Source organism: Colwellia sp. TT2012 (genome assembly GCF_001440345.1).
Classification (GTDB): Bacteria; Pseudomonadota; Gammaproteobacteria; order Enterobacterales; family Alteromonadaceae; genus Colwellia.
Genome location: NZ_LJYX01000022.1, coordinates 55594 through 75785, shown reverse-complemented (window position 1 = coordinate 75785; position 20192 = coordinate 55594). Strand labels below are relative to the sequence as shown.

The following is a 20192-nucleotide window of genomic DNA, read 5'->3' as shown; positions in this document are numbered from 1 at the left end:
GGCATGATGCGGCTTAAAAAACACCGTAAATCGATCACTCTAAACAATCCCTAGCAAAGTAAGGGGTAACTTGGTTACAATACGCGCTCTTAAAAATGCTCAATGAATGGATTTATCATGTCACTTTCTGTTGTTATTCTTGCTGCGGGTAAAGGTACTCGCATGCGCTCTTCTTTACCAAAAGTACTCCATAATATTGCTGACAAACCTATGGTGGCTCATGTTATTGATAGTGCTCGTCAACTAGGCGCCAGTAATATCTACCTAGTGTACGGCTTTGGTGGTGAGGTGTTAAAAGCGACACTCACTAAAGACAATACCGGTGACGACCTAAGGTTTATTGAGCAAAAAGAACAACTAGGTACAGGACATGCGGTTGATCAAGCTTCGCCTTTTCTAAGTGATGATGAAAACGTCTTAGTGCTTTACGGGGATGTACCTTTAACAAAAGTATCTACCTTGGAACGTTTGCTGGCGGCTAAACCAGAAAATGGCATGGCGTTGTTAACGGTACATCTAGCTAACCCTATGGGTTATGGCCGTATTGTTCGTGAAGAAATAGCTGGCCAACAGCAAGTGGTTGGTATTATTGAGCAAAAAGATGCCAGCGCAGAGCAGTTAAAAATTAATGAAGCCAATACCGGTATTTTACTTGCCAACGGTGCTGATTTAAAGCGTTGGTTAAGTAACTTATCCAGTGATAATGCCCAAGGCGAGTATTATTTAACGGATATCATTGCTGCTGCCCATGCTGAAGGTAAAACCATTGCCACCGCCCACCCTGATACTGAAATTGAAGTGGAAGGCGCGAATAACCGCGTACAATTAGCCACGTTAGAGCGCGCTTACCAAGCTCGCATAGCCGAAGAGTTAATGATTGCTGGCGCCAGTTTACGTGACCCCGCTCGCATTGATGTTCGTGGCAAGTTAACCACAGGCATGGAAGTAAGTATCGATATTAACTGTATCTTTGCCGGCGACGTCACTTTAGGTGATAACGTACTTATCGGCGCTAACTGCATTATTACTAACAGCACTATTGGTGAAAATGTTGAAATTAAGCCCAACAGTATTATTGAAGACGCTGTTATAGAAGCAGACTGCTCTGTTGGTCCTTTTGCGCGTATTCGTCCGGGCTCAGTAATGAAACAAGATTCTCATATTGGCAACTTTGTTGAAATGAAGAAAACCACCTTAGGTGCTGGCAGTAAAGCCGGTCATTTAAGTTACTTGGGTAATGCCCAAATTGGTAGCAAGGTAAATATTGGTGCTGGTACTATTACCTGTAACTATGATGGCGTTAATAAGTCGATCACAGAAATTGGTGATAATGTTTTTATCGGCTCTAATAGCTCATTGGTAGCACCAGTAATTATTGGCAAGTCAGCCACCATAGGTGCGGGTTCTGTGATCACTAAAAATGTAGCAGAAAATGACTTAGCCCTGGGTCGAGCTAAACAACGCAATGTAACCGGCTGGCAACGACCGGTAAAGAATAGCAGTTAACGTGGACTAGCTTAATTAAAGAATACTTTACAAAAGCGCTATTTTTAGCGCTTTTTTTGTGACAATTTTTTAAGATAAGTGAGGGCAAGAACAAAGGAAAAAATTGCTTTATCTTTCGGTATGAAACATAATAGCCGTTATAGCGAAACTAAGTTGCGCACTTCGAAACTTTTCTAAAAAACTAATCAGAGCAGTTAACAATAAAAAAGCCTATGTCTAAACGAAATACTCAACAACGTCGTCATAATATTATTGCTGACTTAAATGCTCAGGGTGAAGTGAGCGTAGACAGCTTAGCTAAGCAATTTAATACGTCAGAAGTGACCATCAGAAAAGATCTGGCCGCCCTTGAAACCAGCGGCTTGCTGTTAAGGCGCTACGGTGGCGCGGTGGCCTTGCCGAGTGAAATTACCGAAGTAAAGACCGAGCAACTGTCGCAACAAAAATTACTGATTGCCAAAACAGCAGCCATGCTTATTCGTGATCACAATCGTATCATTATCGATAGCGGTCAAACCACTTCGGCTTTAGTGAGTGAATTAGCCCATAAAAAAGGCTTAGTGGTGATGACCAATGCTCTTAGTATAGCTAACGAAATTCACGCATTAGAAAACGAACCGACATTATTGATGACCGGTGGTACTTGGGATGCCAATTCAGAGGCGTTTCAAGGGCAAGTTGCCGAGCAAGTATTACGCTCTTACGACTTTGACCAGTTATTTATTGGTGCCGATGGTATTGATATTAACCGTGGTACCACCACTTTTAATGAATTAATTGGCTTAAGCCGGGTTATGGCAGAAGTCTCTCGTGAAGTCATTGTCATGGTTGAGTCGGCCAAAATAAGTAAGAAAATCCCAAATTTAGAGCTCACTTGGCAACAAATACATACCCTGATCACCGATGATGGTCTCTCGGATGAAATGCAAACTGCGCTAAGTGAACAAGGCGTAAAACTAATAATAGCCAAAGCTTAACTTATTTAAGTTACTTCAATAAATTAAGCTTTCTATAAACAAATAACGTAAAAAATAAGGAATCAATATTATGTGTGGCATAGTCGGCGCAGTAGCCCAACGCGATGTAACAGATATTTTAGTAGAAGGTTTAAAGCGATTAGAATATCGCGGTTACGATTCTGCCGGTGTCGCAGTGATCAATAATGATAACGAACTATTTACCACAAAACGTTTAGGTAAAGTTCAAGAGCTGGCGCAAGCGTTAGAGCAACAACCTTTATCTGGTGGCACAGGTATTGCCCACACACGCTGGGCTACTCATGGAGCACCAAGCGAAGTGAATGCTCACCCGCATATATCAAATAATACTATTGCGGTAGTACATAATGGCATTATCGAAAACCACCAAGCCTTGCGTACGCAACTACAAGGTTTGGGTTACGAATTTTTATCGCAAACCGATACCGAAGTGATTACCCACTTGGTTCATCATGAACTAAAAACCAGCGATAACTTACTTGCAGCCGTACAAAAAACCGTTAAGCAGCTTGAAGGTGCTTACGGCACTGTGGTGATGGATAGTCGCGATAAAGACAATCTTATTGTGGCGCGTTCTGGTAGCCCATTAGTGATAGGTTATGGTTTAGGTGAAAACTTTATTGCCTCAGATATCATGGCGTTACTGCCGGTAACCCGTAAATTCTCCTACCTTGAAGAAGGCGACGTGGCGCAAATTAGTCGTTTTGAGGTGAAAATCTTTGATATGGATGGCAAGCCTGTAGAGCGTGCAGCGAAAGAAGTCAGTGTTTCCCACGATAGTGGTGACAAAGGTGAATACCGCCATTACATGTTAAAAGAAACTTTCGAGCAACCGACTGCTATTCGTAACGCCTTAGAAGGTCGAATAGTTGCGGGTGCATTGGATATTAATGCTTTTGGTGAAGGTGCTGACGAGATCTTTAAGCAAGTAGAACATATCCAAATTGTTGCCTGTGGTACCAGCTACCACTCAGGCATGGTGGCAAGGTACTGGTTAGAAGAGTTGGCCGGTATTTCTTGTAATATTGAAATTGCCAGTGAATTTAGATACCGTAAATCTTTTGTACCAAAAAATTCATTATTGGTCACTATTTCACAATCGGGTGAAACCGCAGATACTTTAGCCGCGTTGCGTTTAGCCAAAGAGATTGGCTACAAATCAAGTTTGGTCATTTGTAATGTGCCGGGTTCATCGTTAGTGCGTGAGTCTGATATAGCCTTTATGACTAAAGCGGGCGCTGAAATTGGCGTAGCGTCAACTAAAGCCTTTACTACGCAACTTGTTGGCTTATTAATGATGACTGTAGCCATCGGCCAACATAATGGTATGACCAAAGAAAAACAAGGCGAAATTTGCCAATCATTAATGTCATTACCGGCAAAACTCGATGAAGTATTAGCCCTTGCCTCTTCCATTGAAGAGCTAGCGGAAGATTTTGCTGATAAAAATCATGCGTTATTTTTAGGTCGTGGTGACCAATACCCAATAGCGATGGAAGGTGCATTGAAGCTGAAAGAAATTTCATATATTCATGCGGAAGCCTATGCTGCGGGTGAACTTAAACATGGCCCATTAGCACTTATAGACGCGGAAATGCCGGTAATTGTTGTGGCACCAAAAAATGATTTAATTGAAAAACTTAAATCGAATGTTGAAGAAGTACGTGCTCGTGGCGGTCTAATGTATGTCTTTGCCGATAGCGATGCTAACTTTGCTAGCGATGACACCATGAAAGTGATTGACGTGCCTGTGTGTGATGACATTATCGCGCCCATTGTTTACACCTTACCGTTACAGTTACTTTCTTATTATGTAGCGATAATCAAAGGTACCGACGTTGACCAACCGCGTAACTTAGCAAAATCAGTTACTGTAGAATAATCCGGTTAAAATGAAGTGCTGACCGTGTAGTTAATAGCGTTGTCGAGGTTAAACTAAAACTCGGCTTACATTCATAAAATAGCTGCTACCTGAAGATAGGTAGTGGCTATTTTTTTGCTTGAAAAAGGTTCACTTAGTGCAATTATGGGCTATTCGCTTAATAAAAATGAGTAAATGAAGCAAGACTAATTCAATAGCGAATGTTACCAAGCAGAGATACTTAATTTGATAAAAATGTTTTACAATCTTAAAAGCTACATTTACAGTCAGGGGTACTGACACGGCTAAATTTGAATTAGTAACTGTCTAGTGCACGTTAGGAAGTTAATTTAACCATTTTTCCTTGGTAAAAATCATCGACAATAAATAAGTAACCATGCAAAAAAAATTCATTACCCATATCCAGAAGCATATATTCTCCAGATTTTTTCGGCTAACAAAACCACGATATTCGGCAATAAAATTAACCTGTTGCAGTTTAGTTTTGATCGCGACCAGTAGTGTTTCCAGTACACCCAGCCAGCCAGTTAAAAAAATTGAGCCGCCGCGTTTATCGCAATTGGTTGATTATTATGATGTATCACATCCTGTTATCGGCAGAAAAGGCATGGTGGTTAGTCAAAAACGTATCGCCAGTGAAGTGGGTGCTGATATTCTCCGACAAGGCGGCAATGCTATTGATGCCGCGGTAGCTGTTGGTTTTGCCTTAGGCGTGGTTTTACCACGAGCAGGTAATTTAGCAGGTGGTGGTTTTATGTTGGTGCATTTAGCCGAGCAAAATAAAACCATCGCCATTGATTATCGTGAAACCGCACCGGCTTTAGCCTATAAAGATCTTTTTCTTGATAAATATGGCACGCCGATAGTGAACAAATCACTGAAATCATTATCCGCTTCAGGCGTACCCGGTACAGTAGCTGGTTTACATTATGCCCTGGAAAATTATGGCTCAATGTCTTGGGCTGAGGTAATAAAACCGGCAGAAAAACTGGCTCGAAATGGCGTCGTTGTTGATGATGATATGGCGAGATTTTTTTATAAAGAGCAAATTTTTTTAGCGAATAGCGCAGAAACTTGTCGAGTCTATTTGAAAGCTAATTGTCAGCCTTACTTAGCCGGAGAGCTCTTTATTCAAGAAGATCTGGCTGATAGCTTAGTGTATTTACAAAAGCAGGGTAAAGCGGGCTTTTACCAAGGTGACATCGCAAAAAAAATTGTCGCGATAATGGAGCAGGGTGGAGGCCTTATTACCGCAAAAGACTTAGCAGATTATACCGTGAAAGAAGTGGCACCGATTCGTGGCACCTTCCACGGCTATGAAATTTTAACTATGCCGCCACCAAGCTCTGGTGGCGTGCACCTTATTCAAATGTTAAATATGTTTGAATCTCTAGACTTAGACGGTATTCAGCAAGGCTCTGCAGCCATGATACATTTGCAAACTGAAATCTTTAAGCGTGCTTTTGCCGATAGAAGTACCTTTCTAGGCGATCCTGACTTTGTGCAAGTACCCAGTGAAGGCTTAACCAGTAAAAAATACGCGCAAGCGTTAAGTAAAAATATTAAGCGCAATAAAATTACCCCCTCAAGCGATATCAAAGCAGGGCAGCCACATAAATATGAAAGCCCCGATACCACGCATTTTTCTGTTATGGATGCTGCGGGTAATGTGGTCAGTAGTACTTATACCTTAAATCACAATTATGGCAGTGGCATTACTATTCCCGGCACAGGTATTTTATTGAATAACACCATGGATGATTTTTCGGTAAAACCCGGTAACCCAAATAGTTATGGTTTAATTGGTGGCACCGCCAATGCTATTGCAGCAAACAAACGGCCGTTAAGTTCAATGACACCAACCATAGTCTTAAAAGATGGCACACCTTACCTTGCTACAGGCACACCGGGTGGCAGCAAAATAATCACGTCGGTATTTCAGCAATTGGTCAATGTTTTATATTTCAAAATGAATATTGCTGAGGCCACCATCGCACCAAGGGTTCATCATCAATGGCAACCCGATATTCTATATGTGGAAAGAAATATTCCTGCCGATACCGTCGATAACTTAAAAACCATGGGTTATACCGTAAAAGTCTCTAGTTCGCTGGGTAGTTTACAAACTATCATGAAACATAATGGCGTATTTTTAGGTGCAGCCGATCCTCGCAGGCCCGGTGCCGCGGCTATTGCCATAGATACCTTAGAAAAATAACGATACAATAAATTTTCGACTTTATCGGAGCCTGACCATTGTCTAAATTAAAAGCAAAACTTCATAGTATCAGTGAGTTAAAGGATATTAATGAGCTAATCATGCCTTTGAAAGCACTAGCCGATCGAGATCGAGCCGCTATTTATGGTTTGACAACAAAATATAACAAAATATAACAAAATATCAAAATATAACAGACACCCACTCAAATGGAAATAATAAAATATAACAGACACCCACTCAAATGGAAATAATGAGTGGTATCAACTATGCTCAAATAACCATCAATTGGATTTACATTGAGAGTTATTATGGCAACGGCAAGAAAACAGCAAATAAGCTTAGTTGATACACCTTATTATCATTGTGTTTCTCGTTGTGTTCGCCGAGCATATCTATGTGGTGAAGATAAATTCACCGGACAAAGTTATGAGCATAGGCGTGCTTGGGTAGCAGATAAACTACAGGCATTAAGTGAAGTTTTTGCGATTGATGTCTGTGCGTATGCGGTCATGAGTAATCACACCCATTTGGTGTTGTTCATTGATGAGCAGCAAGCTAAATCATGGTCAATGCATGAAGTGATTAACCGTTGGCATCAGTTATTTAAAGGAACCTTGCTAACGCAACAATATTTACGGGGTGAGCCACTCATTGACACGCTTCAACAAGTTGTAGACGAAACAGCCAGGGTTTATCGTCAGAGATTGATGGATATCAGTTGGTTTATGCGTATTTTAAATGAAACTATCGCTAAACAAGCCAATCGAGAAGATAAGTGTACCGGCAGGTTTTGGGAAGGGCGTTTTAAATCTCAAGCCTTGCTTGATGACGCCGCGTTAATAGCCTGTATGGCTTATGTCGATTTAAACCCAATTAGAGCTAAGGTAGCTAAAACCCCAGAAACATCCAAGTACACCAGCATTCAACGACGAATAAAAGCGGAGATTAAGGGGGAACAAGCCCCACAACTACTGCCATTTATCGGTAACCCAAGAAAGAACATGCCTACAGGTTTACCGTTTGCATTAAGTGACTATATCCAATTGCTTGATTTAACCGGCCGTTGTATTCGAGCCGATAAACGCGGTTATATAGACAAAGCCCAACCTGAAATATTAAGCCGCTTAGGCATTAGTACCCAAAACTGGTTAGTATTAACCACCCAGTTTAGACAATGTTTTCATGGCGCTGTGGGTAGAGCGCAAGCTCTCACGGATTTTTGCGAACATCAACACTTAAAAAAACGAGCCACGGTGTCAATTTGCCAAAAGTTACTTGCTTAATAATCCATATAACTCATCTAGATACATCAATCATTTAAGGCTAGTTGTGCCTTAAATTGGGTGAAACCTCTGTTTTACTAAATTAATTTGAAGACCTTCTTCGTCACCATAATACCCAAAGTTAAACTCTGCCCAATGTAAATCAGTAACGATGATTTATTGATATTATGTATTAATTATTTTAAGTGGGTGTCTGGTGTTTTACTTTTTAATTATTTTAAGTGGGTGTCTGGTGTTTTATTCTGGTGTTTTGGGTGTTTTGGGTGTTTTGGTGTTTTAGGAAAGATTGAACAAAAGCGACAAACTGTACTTTGGTTGATGGCTGAAATATAGACTTGTCGATAAAATCACGTACAATCAAGTAACTTTTTTAAAGGGAAATAATATAATGAAAACAATAAGTAAGTATGGACTGCTTTTGCTTTTTCCAATGCTGCTGTCTACTACTTTTGTAGCTGCTGAACCAGCACAGCCTACGGAGCAGGTATCAAAAACAGCACAACTCGGCAGCCTTGTGTGGGCCGACTTATACACCAGTGATGTTAAGGCTTCACTAGATTTTTATACCAAGACTTTTGCTTGGACAGTAAAGAAGTTTGGTAAAGATAGCGCTAAATATCACATACTTTATGATGGCGAACAGCCAATTGCCGGTGTTTTAGGCCGCTCAGCAGAACGCAATAAAACCGATAATGCCCTTTGGATTGGTAGTATTGCCACAGATGATGTGCAAGCTAATGTCGACAGAGCTAGTCAAAATAAAGCGACTATTCTTATGCAAGCACATGATTTTGCACTTTATGGCAAACGTGCAGTAATCGCCGATCCACAAGGCGGCGTAATTGCGCTGCTCGATTTAAATGAAAACAATAAAGCTCATCAAAAAATCAGTAATAAGTGGGATTGGGCGCAACTATTTAGTGTCGATATCCAAAAGGCCGCCACTTTCTATCAAAGCAGTTTTAATTACAGTATTGAAAAAGTAGCACCAGAACAAAGCAGCCTTTATTTAATACAACAAGATGAGATAAAAGCCAGCATAGTTAAGTTACCTGCTGCTTTTGAGCAACGTGATCGCTGGGTTAACTTTATAGAAGTCGCAAACTTAGCCAATACCTTAGCTGCAGCGGTAAAAAATGGTGCTGAAATTATTCATCAACCCGACGGTGATGCTTTAGCCATTATTATTGATCCAAACGGGGCCTTTTTAGGGTTAACTGAGCAGGAGAGTGAATAATGAAATTAATTAAAATTACTGTTATCGCGCTTAGTATTTTTCTGGCTGGCATAACGTTATCAGGTTGTGAAAACACCCACGTTAGCGGTTCAATGAGTTATGGCATGAGTATGGGCGGTGGTTACCCCATGTATTATGGTGCGGGTTATCCTCGACATACCCGTGTGGTAGTTGTTAGGCCACCAAGACAACACAGATCAAGATCATCGCGCGCAAGAAGATAAGCTAAAACCAGCTGGTCAATTAGCAATAAAATAGCCTCATCACTGAGGCTTTTTTTTTGCTAGTTATTGTGTAATTAAATTTTGGCGGCACATATACATTACCAAATACTTCAGAATGCTTTTATTAATAATATCTTATGGATTTTGGTGCACTGTCAGGTGAATGTCGTGTTAAATTCGTAACCGATACTAAGAAAACCAATGAATACTTGTGATTCTTAAGTACAGAGGTAAATTTAATGATGCTCAAAGAATTGCGTATTAGTCGCCATTTTTCACAAGAGCAATTAGCTCAAATGTCTGGATTAAATGTTAGAACAATTCAACGAATTGAAAGTGGACAAAATGCTAGCTTGGAGTCTCTTAAATGCCTTGCTTCTGTACTTGATGTTGATATACCAACTTTGAATCAGGAGAAATTGGTGATAGATAAAAACTCGGATAATTGGAAAAACTTACCATTTTTATGAAAAATTTGGTTTGAATTAAATATTTTGTAAACAAGACCCACTAGAAAATCAACCATTCGAATTGAAACTATGTTGCATATAGGTGGTTTTATGGGTTGTTGTTTAGCTCTAATAAGTGAAGTTGTGCTCCCAGGAGGGTTAATGATGCTTGGTACTGCTTATTTAGTTCACTTCGTAAAATGGCAAGGAGATAAATATGGTATTTGGTCTGATGATGCATCAGCGAAAGGCAGCATACAAGTTACTCCAACTGAAAAAACATAGCATGCATTCAGGCTGAAACACCGAATTCTTGCCTCGAGAACAGCCCTAAAAGACGAAAGCCAGTAAAAACTCCCGCCAGTATTTAAACCCCATTGATGAAAAAATAAAAACAATCAAAAACGTCAACGTTTTTGATTGTTAAAAGAAAATAATCCAGTTAGAGTATTTCGATTATAAATAAAGTTAAAAAACGAGTTGTTCTACTGGCTCGTTTTATTCACAAAGGCAGTCATGGCATTTTTCAATTTATTTAAAGGTGAAGAGGTTGGCGATTTAGGACAAGTTGAAGCATTACAGAAGTCTTTTGTTAAAACTAAAATGAATGTTCATAAGCTTTGCCTAGAAGATGGCGCTACAGGAGTTGGCCTTAACATAGTGAGTAAAGGTTTTTTGTCTTCTTCATCTTTCCCTATATCTCTTGATGAGGCTCAAGCTAGGGATTTAGTTAACAAAATTAATGAAGCTTTAGGTGTTAAGTAAATATAAGCCAATCAAGGTGGACAAATAACAGCTTGGTTTTTTGTTTGTGCCTCACTTATTTTTGCCAAATTTAGTTGACCACTACAATATCTATTACGCTATATATCCGATAATTTTAAGTATGGTAATACTTACCAACTAGCCCAAGCAATCCGCCACCATAAACCAAATAAACTGACATAACCTGTGGTGTAATTTACTAATTCACCTTGGTCAATCACCATCACTAAAGGCGTTACTTGCACCCCCAGCGCTCTCGCTATGCGATTATCCTTGTCGTTGATGACCTTAAATTGATAATCTTCAGTGCTCATATAAATTTTTAGTGTCTCATTATCACCAGATTGCATGGCAATGCTGTAAACAGGGTAATACTGCGAAATAGTATCGACCGAAGAACTCACTACGGAACAAACCGGACACCAGGTGCCCCAAAAGTACACTAAAACGGGCTGCTCAAAGCTTAACGCCTTTAAATCAATTACTGCGTTATTAATCGTCAGCCCTTGTAACTCGGGCAGCGCTTGTCGATCCATATCCTTAGTTCGCCATGTATCTACGGCAAAGCTCATCATCATAAAAATCACACCAAAAATAGCGATTTGTTTTAACCAAGACTTCATTTTTTCGTTCCTCTGGAACCTTTTAATACTCATTTTCGTAGAATAGCTTCGCTAGGTCATTCAGATCTGGACTAAATTCCTAGTACCGATGCTTAGTAAGCTATCTTAAACAAATGAAATAATAAGGAATATGACAATTTGTAATCTATAAGTAGTTTAAAGGCACTATTGCGGCCAAGCTTTATTAAACTGAAGATGGCAACAATAATGGTACTGTCAGGGTATTCATCTTATTTGATATATTGATTAAACTGTTAATCAGCAGCACAACAACTTAAAGGTCTACTATGCAGCAAATCACCCGGGTAAATCATCTTGGCATTCGCGTTTTTAGCTTAGCTAGCTCGAGAGCTTTTTACGAAAAACTGGGTTTTAAATTTATTGTCGGGCCGGTAGGACCTGAGCCTGTTGCCATTATGGAGCATGCCTGTGGTGTTAATATCAACTTTATTTTAAATGCGGCAGCGCCAACAGAGACGAATGTGTTGATGGATGAACCGGTGAAAAAAGCAGGTTATACCCATGTTGCTTTGGAAGTAAATGATATGGATGCTGTAGTTGCCCAGCTTAAACAATTGGCTATTGATATTACTGAAGGGCCGGTAGTTTTCCCTACCGGAACATCGGTTTTCATTCGCGATCCCGACTGTAATGTTATCGAGTTTCACCAGCCTAAAAAATAGCCGCTTAATTGATGATAGCGACATTGCCGATATTGAAAAAATACGACAAGATTTAGCACAAGAGCGGCAAGGTGAGTAACTATGGCTGAGCAATATCTTTCGGGCAGTGCCTTTTTCTCTTGGCTTTTTCACTATACAGCTTAATACTGACGGTATCTTACCTGTGAGTAGTGGTCGAATTTCTTCTGGTTATGATGATATTAGTGATTTTCGCGCTAATATCATCATCAGGGCATTGATTTCGCCGCGCCACTAGGCACCGAGGTAGTTGCCAGTTTTTCAGGTTGGGTAATCATTATTTTGTTACCAATTAGGGGCTGTTGCAGCTCTAATTTAGCCGCTACTATTGGCTACTAGTATTATTTATCCAAAATAAAAAAAAGTACTTTAGGGACGATTTATGAAGAACTCAACAATATTGCAAGTCGTTGCTATAACAGCGATTATATTAATGTCGATCTTAGTTATAAGCTCCAGCAGTCAGGTAAAAGCAGCAGGCATTCAGGGGGCTGAGTGGGGCAAGTATTTTAAGAAGTATAATGCCAAAGGCACCATAGTTGTGCTTGATAAACGTGCTCAACAAGAGCAAACCTGGGTGTTTGATCAGACTAGAGCTCAGCAACGTTATTCTCCTGCCTCTACTTACAAGATCCCGCACACGCTGTTTGCCCTGGATGCTGGCTTGGTCAAAGATGAGTGGCAAGTTTTTCTTTGGGATGGGGTAAAAAGAGCTTACTCACCTCATAATCAAGATCAAAACTTACGCTCGGCCATGCGTAACTCTGCGGTCTGGGTGTATGATATTTTTGCTAAACAGCTTGGTAAGCAAAAGTCTGGCAATTATTTGAAGAAAATAGCTTATGGTAATGCCGACTCAAGTACCGCACAAGGTAGTTATTGGATTGACGGTAAACTTGCCATTTCAGCATTTGAACAAATAGAGTTTCTTCAGCGTTTTTATAAAAACGCACTGCCTTTTAAAGTCGAGCATCAGTTATTAGTGAAAGACCTTATGGTGGTTGCAGCAAAAAGAACCTGGATATTAAGAGCTAAAACTGGCTGGCAAGGTCAGCATGGCTGGTGGGTAGGTTGGGTTGAATGGCCAAGCGGGCCAGTGTTTTTTGCCTTAAATATAGATACCCCAAACGGCATGAGCGATCTCTACAAGAGGCAGGCGATAGTGCGAGACATACTAAGCTCAATTGATGCTTTGCCAAGTAACAGCTAGCAAGCCGATTCAACTAGTGCCAGTATCTTTTTTGATTATGATATCTTGCTGATTGAACAGCAGAGTACATAAAATAAAGAATGCTAAAACCTAATGGCTTTAGCGTCTTAGTGCTTTTATCGAGTTAACACCTTAACTTACCGCTAAGCATAGGTTTTACTAAAACTATCAATGCCTGCTTGCGCACAGCTTAAATCTTGCTCTGGCGAGCCTGAGCTGATGCCAATGCCACCAACTACATTGCCATTGAAGCTTATTGGTAAACCACCACCAACAATACACATACGGCCACCTAAAGCGGTATGGATACCAAATAAATTATTTTTATCGCCTGGAATACAGGCTTTATTTAATTCATGGGTACCCTTACGTGCCGATGCCGCGGTAAAGGCTTTATCTTGCGAAATGATAATACTGTGTACTTTACCGCCATCCATACGTTCAAAGGCAATTAAATTACCTGATTCATCGACAACAGCAATACACATGGGTACACCCAGTTCAGTGGCTTTTTGTACTGCGCCGTCAATGATGGTTTTTGCTTCCGTTTGGTTTAGTCTATTTATTGTCAACATAGTTGCTACTCTTCTAATTTTAAAACTGGTTCAGCTTGCTCAAGATAATTATATTGACAGTGAGTTATTATCTCGGCTGATGTAATCTACTTAACGATTACAAAATGTTTTTTAACTGGCTTTTTTAATGGCTGGTTCGGTTTTAACATAACCCAGCTCAATGGAAATTGACTTACCCGCTTTAACCAAGTCTTTAATCCACTCATCTTTACGGCGTTCAATCGGTGCTGACACCGATAATCCGGCAACAACTTCGCCATATCTGTCATATAAAAGTACACCAATACAACCTACGCCTATTTCGGCTTCTTCGTTGTCATAGGCAAAACCTTGTTCGACACAGCGCATACATTCGCGCTCTAAGCTTTCTATCTGTGAAAATGTTTTACGGGTATAGGTAGGTAAGTTTGTCCGCTGCGCATAGCCACTAATACCTTCGCTGCCTTCCATACCTAACATCATTTTGCCAACACCGGTGACATGTAAAGGCGCGCGGCTACCTATAATTTGTTGTACATGCATCATTCTATTGGGTACGGCTTTTTCTACATAAATAACGACATCACCTTCACGAGCGGTAAGGTTGATGGTTTCACCAAATTTATCACGCAGTTTCTCCATATAAGGTAGTGCCACTTTACGAAAATCAACATTTTGATATTGATAATTACTTAACCTAATGAGTCGACCGCTTAACTGATACTTACCTGAATTGCAACGATCAACAAAATGATTGTCGATAAGGGAATGTAAGATACGAAAAGCAGTAGATGGCGCCAAGTTAGTATCTGCACTGAGCGCTTTTAATGTTACCGGCATGGTATAGCGTGATATCGCATCGAGTAATGTTGCTGCTCTATCGAGCACTTGAATGCGAGATTCTGGTTTAGTTTTGTTCATAATGTTACCGCTTATTTTACAGTCCTAATTTTATCATCCATCTAACATTACCCTTCTTGACTCTTGTGTCAACTTTTGATTTAAATATAGAACTAAAAGCGTCAAAAACCATAACTAATTTCAGTTTGCTTATTTCATATGATGAAATATTAATTTTAGCTTGAATTTAGTGGTTGATAAGTTTAATAAAATCAATTGTTTATTATTTTTAATTCGGTGGCTGCGAGGTTGGATTTCATATGGTGAAACCCCTCTTATTTGCCTGCTTTGGCTATTTTTCATAAGGTGAAATTGAAGCGATAAAAACAAAATATTCTACTAATTAACACTCACATTGAGACTAATTATTGAAAAATACTACTAATAGCGCGACTAAGCACGCGAGAAATATCACGGCTAAAACCGCGACTAATACCACGGTTAATAGCCAAGAAAAGATTAAGAGGAAGCTATGAGCAGTTCGACCAAACCGACTATGATCATTCCAAGCTACGAAGATGTACTCGTTGCCCATGAACGCATTCAACCTTATATCCATAAAACGCCAGTGCTAACGTCAACGCGTTTGAACGAAATGACCGGGGCTGAGTTATTCTTCAAATGTGAAAACTTACAAAAAGCAGCGGCATTTAAAGTTCGTGGCGCCTGTAATGCTGTCTTTGGATTAACCGACGAAGCAGCAAAGATTGGTGTTGCCACGCATTCTTCAGGAAACCATGCTTTATCACTTGCATATGCAGCGGGACGACGCGGTATTCCCGTTACCGTAGTCATGCCTCGTACCGCACCACAAGCGAAGAAAGATGCGGTGATCGGCTATGGTGGCAAAATCGTAGAATGTGAACCGTCAACCTCTTCTCGTGAAGCAGTATTTGCTGATGTTGTTGCCCAATCAGGTGCTGATTTTGTCCATCCATACAACGATCCTCGTGTTATTGCCGGTCAAGCGACTTGTGCCAAAGAATTGCTTGAGCAAGTTAACAACCTTGACGCTGTAATAGCCCCTATCGGTGGTGGCGGTATGATCTCAGGGACCTGTTTAACACTTTCGCATGTTGCGCCTGACGTTAAAATTTACGCGGCTGAACCTTTAAATGCTGATGATGCCGCGCGCTCTTTTAGAGCCGGACACATTATTGCTGATGATGCGCCAAACACAGTGGCCGACGGCCTTAAGGTGCCTTTAAAAGATCTAACTTGGCACTTTGTTAGCAAGTACGTAACCGATATTTTTACTTGTAGCGAAGAAGAAATCGTTGCTGCGATGAAACTTGTCTGGAAAACAATGAAAATTATTATTGAACCAAGTTCCGCGGTAGCTCTAGCCTGTATTTTGAATAACCCCGACGTTTTCAAGGGCAAGCGTGTTGGCGTAATTATAACCGGAGGCAATGTCGATTTAGACAAACTGCCGTGGATGAATAAATAAAAAAATAAAGCCCATGTTATCCACCGAGGGCTTTACCAGCCTACCAGGGTATTTTTCTCAGAGCAGTGCGTAGCACCTCGGTGGTGAAAAATATTACGTTAAATAAATATAAATAATTAAAATTTTGGAGAATAAAATGACAAAAATAAATGATTTAGCCGTAGGTTATGACGTGCCCGCAATTCCGGGTATGGATGAAGCCGATATTCAAACACCCTGTTTAATCGTTGATTTAGACGCGTTAGAGCGCAACATCGTTAAAATGGGTCAATACGCGAAAGACATGGGCGTGCGCCATCGTGTCCATGGCAAGATGCATAAATCGGTAGATATTGCTCTTTTACAAGAGAAGCTTGGTGATAGCTGTGGTGTATGTTGTCAGAAAGTATCAGAAGCCGAAGTATTTGCGCGTGGCGGTATTAAAGACATTTTAGTGTCTAATCAAGTTCGTGATCCAGCAAAAATTGACCGTTTAGCCCGTTTACCTTTATTAGGTGCCCGTACTATCGTTTGTGTTGATGATATTGATAACGTTGCTGAATTAGCGGCTGCCGTTGCTAAACATGATACACAAATTGAATGTCTAGTAGAGATTGATTGTGGTGCTGGCCGTTGTGGTGTTACTGAAGGCCAACCGGTCGTTGATATTGCTAAAGCGATAGCGGCAACGCCAGGCTTAACTTTCTCAGGTATTCAAGCTTACCAAGGTGCTATGCAGCATATGGAAAGTTTCCAGGCACGTAAAGAAAAAATCGATATTGCTATCGGTATGGTTGCCCGCACAGTTGAAATGCTTAAAGCCGAAGGCCTTGAGTGTGACATCGTTGGTGGTGGTGGTACAGGTTCATACTACTTTGAAGGTAACTCAGGTGTTTTCAATGAATTACAGTGTGGTTCTTACGCATTTATGGATGCTGATTACCAACGTATTCATGATGAAAATGGCGAGAAAATTTCAGAATTCGAAAACTCACTATTTATTTTAACCTCTGTTATGAGCCATACCAAAGCCGACAAAGCTATTTGTGATGCCGGTCTTAAAGCACAATCAGTCGATAGTGGTTTACCCTATATCTTTGGTCGTGATGATGTTGAATACATCAAGTGTTCTGATGAACATGGTGTTATTTCAGATCCGAACGGCGTATTAAAAATTAATGAAAAATTAAAGTTGGTACCAGGTCATTGTGATCCTACTTGTAACGTGCACGATTACTACGTTGGTGTGCGTAACGGTAAGGTTGAAACCTTATGGCCAGTTTCTGCACGTGGTAAAGCGTACTAATAGCCGCTGATTTAATAGCAGCCCCCAATCCTCGGTATTAACCGAGGGTATTCCCCTTTTGAGGATATAAATTATGAGTGATACACAAGAAAACAACTCACCAGAAAACGCTTTACCCGTTAACAAGGGCGTATCAGTAATTTCTGAAGAGGTTTGCCAACAAGTTATGGGTAGAGCCAATGCCTTTACTGCGGTAGAAAACGTCTTTTCTGCTATGGCTAAAAAAACCGCCTACAACTTTCCGGTAATTCGTGAAGCCATTGGTCATGCCGATGCTTTATATGGTTTTAAGTCAGGTTTCGATCGTGACGGTATGGTATTAGGTTTAAAATCTGGTGGTTACTGGCCGAGTAACATGGCAAAAGGTCTAACTAACCATCAATCAACAGTGATTTTATTTGATCCGGATACCGGCAAATTAAAATCTCTAGTGGGTGGTAACTATTTAACGGCGGTACGTACGGCCGCTTCTTCTGCTATCTCTATCGCGTATTTAGCCCGAAAAGATGCCAAAGTGTTAGGCATGATAGGTGCTGGCCATCAATCTACCTTCCAATTACGTGCTGCGGTTGAGCAACGTGATTTTGAAAAAGTAGTGTGTTGGAACTTACACCCAGAGCAAATTTCTAACCTTGCCGCTGTCGCTGAAGAATTAGGTTTACCGTTTGAGTCGGTAACACGTGAAGAGCTTTGTGCCCAAGCAGACGTCATTATTACCATTACTTCTGCTTTTGAAGCACTTATTGAAAAAGATTGGATCAAGCCTGGTACTCATATCGCTTGTATGGGTACTGATACTAAAGGTAAGCAAGAAGTTGATGCTAAATTACTGACAGTGGCTAAGGTATTTACCGATGAATTAGCACAATCAATTACCATAGGTGAAGCCCAGCACGCGATTGCGCGCAAACTAATTCAACAAAGTGATATCGTTCCTATAGGTGACGTAATTAATGGTACTAAACCTGGACGTACTTCAGCGGAAGACATTACTCTTTTTGATGGTACTGGTGTTGGTTTACAAGATTTAGCGGTAGCTGCTCTAGCCGCTGAATTAGCCGAAGCTAAAGGTTTAGCGACTTACTTTAAACTATAAGGTTAGTGCTTTTTAACGAAGATTTTTCCAGTTAGTTCGGCTAAAAAGCAAGCCTCATCGGAGGCGAAAAGTCATCATGGCTGTTTATTCATTAAACAGCCATTTTTTTGCTTAAAAGTAGCAGTAAGTACATAAGTAAAATCTTGCGTAGCAGGGGGGGGATTTTAATACTTTGAAAATAAAGCTATTAAGGTTAGATTGGTTAATAACCGTTTGATTGTCGTTTGTTAGTTACCTAGTGACCAGGAGTTTATGTGAGCAAGTGTATAGTGAGTTATTTAGTCGGTATTTGTTGGTGTATTGGAGCTCATTGATATCATGGTGATAATTAGAGCTGCGCGTTTAGACGATTTAGAACATATTGCTGAGTTACATGCACAAAGCTGGCGTGAAAACTATCAGCAAGTACTGTCGGCAGACTATCTTAATGATAAAGTTTTTGCTGAAAGGCTAGCCGTATGGACAACAAGATTAACAACACCACAGAGTAATCAATTAGTGCTAGTGGCTGAGTTAGAGGGCGTTTTCTGTGGCTTTATTTGTCTCTTGGGTGGTAACCATCCTAAATATGGCACCATCATTGATAACCTGCATGTGATGTCAGCTAATAAAGGTCAAGGCACTGGCTCTCGTTTATTAGCGGCTGCGGCATCTTGGGCTGCGGCCAATTATAAAGACCATGATTTATACCTTGAGGTTTTAGCCGGTAATAACAAAGCGATAGGCTTCTACCAAGCGAAAGGGGCGAGAAATATAGCGACAGCTTATTGGCATACTCCTTGTAGTAACAAGGCTAAAGAATTCATCTATAGCTGGGGAGCACCTGATAACTTGGCTAAAGGTGTCGTGCAGGGGATAGCTAACAAGCTAACTAATAATTTAGCGGAGAAGGTTTCATGAAAGCAGCAATGAAAGAATCGATAGCAGAAGCGAAGAATGAACTCAAAACTGAGCTGAAAGCTAAGCTGCTGTACTGGAATAACCTTAAAAGCGGAAAAATAAAAGTCGCGGTAATCGTCTTGGGCCTTGGCATAATAGCGTTAAAAATATTCACCACAGTATTAACGTTTGATTGGCTTAGAGGTTTATTTAGCTAAACAGCTAATCAGGCTTATTTACTTTTAATACATTTATTCAAGATTACAGTATCTTAGTAAAATGGAGAGCACAGTGTTACTTGAACAATTTACCCTTACGTTAATCAGCCCTACCGTTGAAAATTTATACAATTACGTCAAAAAGTAGGTTGGGGTGAACTTGATGCTAACATAAAATATAACAGACACCCACTCAAATGGAAATAATGAGTGGCCTAAACTATGCTCGAATAACCATCAATTAAATTTATATTGAGAGTTATTCGGGCGACGGCAAGATTTTGCTAAATTAATTTGAATACCCTCTTCGTCACCATAATACTCAAAGTTAAACTCTGCCCAATGTAAATCAGTAACGCTGATTTATTGATATTATGTATTAATTATTTTGAGTGTGTGTCTGGTGTTTTGTGTTTTATTTTACTTAATTTCACATAGTGAAAGTCTCAACTAAACGTAGTGGCTAACAAAACGTCCTTAAAAAAAGAAAATTTTCATCCAACAGAACTTGGTTGAAGGCGCTGTTTTACAAAGAATTTTATGCTAAAAAAACACTGTTTATCGCCATTTTTAAAAAGTAAAAGACAAGCATAAATTCACCGGTACCAACAACACAGTAACAAAAAAACAAACCTGACACTTGTGTCAACTATCCATTCTGCTATAGTAAAATCATACGAATATTCAAATCGACACTAAAAATCAAAATTA

The 20192-nt window shown here is 40.1% G+C and carries 21 protein-coding genes; 18 read left to right on the top strand and 3 right to left on the bottom strand.

The genetic code is table 11. From position 1 onward, the window contains the following. Nucleotides 1-117: 117 nt before the first annotated feature. The 11 genes from glmU (at nt 118) to ASU03_RS17345 (ending at nt 10565) form a co-directional block, all read left to right on the top strand. Nucleotides 118-1506, top strand: coding sequence for a bifunctional UDP-N-acetylglucosamine diphosphorylase/glucosamine-1-phosphate N-acetyltransferase GlmU (gene glmU, locus ASU03_RS17385; RefSeq protein ID WP_057833055.1), 1389 nt, complete (start codon nt 118-120; stop codon nt 1504-1506). A gap of 212 nt (nt 1507-1718) precedes the next feature. Beyond that, nucleotides 1719-2483, top strand: a complete 765-nt coding sequence (locus tag ASU03_RS17380) for a DeoR/GlpR family DNA-binding transcription regulator (protein WP_057833054.1) — start codon at nt 1719-1721, stop codon at nt 2481-2483. A gap of 70 nt (nt 2484-2553) precedes the next feature. Further along, on the top strand, nt 2554-4386 hold the full coding sequence (gene glmS, locus ASU03_RS17375) for a glutamine--fructose-6-phosphate transaminase (isomerizing) (RefSeq protein ID WP_057833053.1): 1833 nt from the start codon (nt 2554-2556) through the stop codon (nt 4384-4386). A gap of 376 nt (nt 4387-4762) precedes the next feature. After that, entirely contained in the window at nt 4763-6604 is a 1842-nt protein-coding gene (gene ggt / locus ASU03_RS17370) for a gamma-glutamyltransferase (RefSeq protein WP_057833052.1), read from the top strand. Between the two features lie 38 nt (nt 6605-6642). Then, nucleotides 6643-6780: a hypothetical protein gene (locus tag ASU03_RS20905; protein WP_157465950.1), complete on the top strand. Its 138-nt coding sequence runs from the start codon at nt 6643-6645 to the stop codon at nt 6778-6780. A 135-nt stretch (nt 6781-6915) separates the two neighbouring features. Further along, nucleotides 6916-7890 carry a transposase gene (locus tag ASU03_RS17365; protein WP_057833051.1) on the top strand — a complete coding sequence of 325 codons (975 nt, stop codon included), beginning with the start codon at nt 6916-6918 and terminating at the stop codon, nt 7888-7890. A 388-nt stretch (nt 7891-8278) separates the two neighbouring features. Further along, a complete protein-coding gene (locus tag ASU03_RS17360; protein WP_057833050.1) occupies nt 8279-9127 on the top strand; it encodes a VOC family protein in 849 nt (282 codons plus the stop codon). After that, on the top strand, nt 9127-9351 hold the full coding sequence (locus tag ASU03_RS17355; RefSeq protein WP_057833049.1) for a hypothetical protein: 225 nt from the start codon (nt 9127-9129) through the stop codon (nt 9349-9351). The genes ASU03_RS17360 and ASU03_RS17355 overlap by 1 nt, the downstream gene beginning before the upstream one ends. Before the next feature lie 239 nt (nt 9352-9590). Beyond that, the gene (locus ASU03_RS20050; RefSeq protein WP_442855148.1) at nt 9591-9821 is read left to right on the top strand and encodes a helix-turn-helix domain-containing protein; all 231 of its coding nucleotides are present in this window, start codon (nt 9591-9593) and stop codon (nt 9819-9821) included. Between the two features lie 141 nt (nt 9822-9962). Further along, complete coding sequence (locus ASU03_RS21850) at nt 9963-10085, top strand: hypothetical protein (RefSeq protein ID WP_269433037.1); 123 nt, start codon at nt 9963-9965, stop codon at nt 10083-10085. Nucleotides 10086-10316: 231 nt separating this feature from the next. Beyond that, complete coding sequence (locus tag ASU03_RS17345) at nt 10317-10565, top strand: hypothetical protein (protein ID WP_057833048.1); 249 nt, start codon at nt 10317-10319, stop codon at nt 10563-10565. Between the two features lie 131 nt (nt 10566-10696). Here ASU03_RS17345 and ASU03_RS17340 read toward each other — a convergent pair whose 3' ends face one another. After that, nucleotides 10697-11188: a redoxin domain-containing protein gene (locus ASU03_RS17340; RefSeq protein WP_057833047.1), complete on the bottom strand. Its 492-nt coding sequence runs from the start codon at nt 11186-11188 to the stop codon at nt 10697-10699. Between the two features lie 287 nt (nt 11189-11475). On the opposite strand from ASU03_RS17340, the gene ASU03_RS17335 reads away from it, so the two are divergent. Both ASU03_RS17335 and blaOXA read left to right on the top strand, forming a co-directional pair. Continuing rightward, the gene (locus ASU03_RS17335; RefSeq protein ID WP_057833046.1) at nt 11476-11871 is read left to right on the top strand and encodes a VOC family protein; all 396 of its coding nucleotides are present in this window, start codon (nt 11476-11478) and stop codon (nt 11869-11871) included. A 400-nt stretch (nt 11872-12271) separates the two neighbouring features. Then, a complete protein-coding gene (gene blaOXA / locus ASU03_RS17330; protein WP_057833045.1) occupies nt 12272-13099 on the top strand; it encodes a class D beta-lactamase in 828 nt (275 codons plus the stop codon). Between the two features lie 143 nt (nt 13100-13242). On the opposite strand, the gene ASU03_RS17325 is transcribed toward blaOXA, so the two are convergent. Both ASU03_RS17325 and ASU03_RS17320 read right to left on the bottom strand, forming a co-directional pair. Beyond that, a complete protein-coding gene (locus ASU03_RS17325) occupies nt 13243-13674 on the bottom strand; it encodes a GlcG/HbpS family heme-binding protein (RefSeq protein ID WP_057833044.1) in 432 nt (143 codons plus the stop codon). Between the two features lie 111 nt (nt 13675-13785). Next, nucleotides 13786-14574 (bottom strand): IclR family transcriptional regulator, encoded by a 789-nt coding sequence (locus ASU03_RS17320; protein ID WP_057833043.1) that lies wholly within the window; start codon nt 14572-14574, stop codon nt 13786-13788. A 451-nt stretch (nt 14575-15025) separates the two neighbouring features. On the opposite strand from ASU03_RS17320, the gene bhcB reads away from it, so the two are divergent. The 5 genes from bhcB to ASU03_RS17295 all read left to right on the top strand — a co-directional run bounded on the left by bhcB (nt 15026) and on the right by ASU03_RS17295 (nt 19481). Further along, nucleotides 15026-16003, top strand: coding sequence for a beta-hydroxyaspartate dehydratase BhcB (gene bhcB / locus ASU03_RS17315; RefSeq protein ID WP_057833042.1), 978 nt, complete (start codon nt 15026-15028; stop codon nt 16001-16003). 136 nt (nt 16004-16139) lie between these two features. Further along, entirely contained in the window at nt 16140-17288 is a 1149-nt protein-coding gene (gene bhcC, locus ASU03_RS17310; RefSeq protein WP_057833041.1) for a 3-hydroxy-D-aspartate aldolase BhcC, read from the top strand. 73 nt (nt 17289-17361) lie between these two features. Next, the gene (bhcD, locus tag ASU03_RS17305; protein ID WP_057833040.1) at nt 17362-18384 is read left to right on the top strand and encodes an iminosuccinate reductase BhcD; all 1023 of its coding nucleotides are present in this window, start codon (nt 17362-17364) and stop codon (nt 18382-18384) included. A gap of 318 nt (nt 18385-18702) precedes the next feature. After that, a complete protein-coding gene (locus ASU03_RS17300; protein WP_057833039.1) occupies nt 18703-19284 on the top strand; it encodes a GNAT family N-acetyltransferase in 582 nt (193 codons plus the stop codon). Then, nucleotides 19281-19481 (top strand): hypothetical protein, encoded by a 201-nt coding sequence (locus ASU03_RS17295; protein WP_057833038.1) that lies wholly within the window; start codon nt 19281-19283, stop codon nt 19479-19481. Before ASU03_RS17300 ends, ASU03_RS17295 begins: the two co-directional genes overlap by 4 nt. The last annotated feature ends 711 nt before the right edge of the window (nt 19482-20192 follow it).